We start from the raw sequence: 519 nt of genomic DNA, 5'->3' as shown, positions 1-519 counted from the left end.
AAAGCCGATATTACTCAGTCGCGTATCATTGAAACGAGATGCCAGCCGATCACTGATGGCGAAGTACTGCTCAAGATTGACCGCTTCGCCTTTACCGCCAATAATATTACCTACGCGGTGATGGGCGATTACCTGCGCTATTGGCAGTTTTTTACGCCCAGTGGCGATAACCCTGAGCACTGGGGCATTATTCCTGTTTGGGGCTTTGCTGATGTAATCGAGTCAAATAACGATGATATTCCCATAGGCGAGCGGCTATTTGGGTATTTCCCGCCAGCCACTACCCTTGTGATTAAGCCTGTACGAGTTAGTGGCTCAAGCCTGATGGATGGTAGCGAGCATCGTGCACATTTGCCGCCAAGCTACAATTTATATCAACGCGTCAATCACGAGGCAGGCTATGATCGCGCCTATGATAATCCGCGCATGTTACTTGCCGTCTTGCATCTCACCGCGTTTTGTATTCAGGATATGCTGGCGAGCAATGACTGGTATGGAGCTGAGCAAGTCGTTATTATC

Annotated in this window: 1 protein-coding gene; it reads left to right on the top strand. The window is 49.1% G+C overall.

Going from position 1 to position 519, the window contains the following annotated elements; all coding sequences use genetic code 11:
• Positions 1-519 (top strand): DUF2855 family protein (locus ACTXGO_RS16245; RefSeq protein WP_443575255.1); only part of this gene is annotated, 519 nt, incomplete at both ends.

This window comes from Psychrobacter sp. T6-1 (assembly GCF_052258445.1).
The sequence above is the reverse complement of the archived record's forward strand: the minus strand, read 5'-3'. Positions and strand labels throughout refer to the sequence as shown.